Source organism: Gilvimarinus sp. 1_MG-2023 (assembly GCF_030548285.1).
Genome location: NZ_JAUOSC010001393.1, coordinates 1 through 251 on the forward strand (window position 1 = coordinate 1; position 251 = coordinate 251).

1 protein-coding gene is annotated in these 251 nt (G+C 50.2%); it reads right to left on the reverse strand.

Translation table 11 applies throughout. The annotated features are described in order from the left end of the window. A partial coding sequence (locus Q4563_RS23820; protein WP_442903849.1) for a type I-E CRISPR-associated protein Cse1/CasA occupies positions 1 to 165 on the reverse strand: 165 nt, incomplete at its 3' end. Between the last annotated feature and the right edge of the window lie 86 nt (positions 166 to 251).

Below are 251 nucleotides of genomic sequence, written 5' to 3' on the forward strand. Positions count from 1 at the left end.
AGCCTGGACGATTGCCAGTAACAGTTTGGTGAGTGCGATTTTTTGAACCGGGTTGCCACCCAGTGCCCGTAAATCCGGACGTTTGAAAATGTCTTTCAGACTGACCCGGCCAACGTCGGCAACTGGAATCCAGGGTTCATCTATCAGGTTAAAACGGTTTTCCATCGTTATTCCTTGTTGGTAAGCGCCCGGTAACCCAGGTCATTACGTTATTCCAGCGTATATTTTTCCCCTGCTGGGCGGCTATCCAG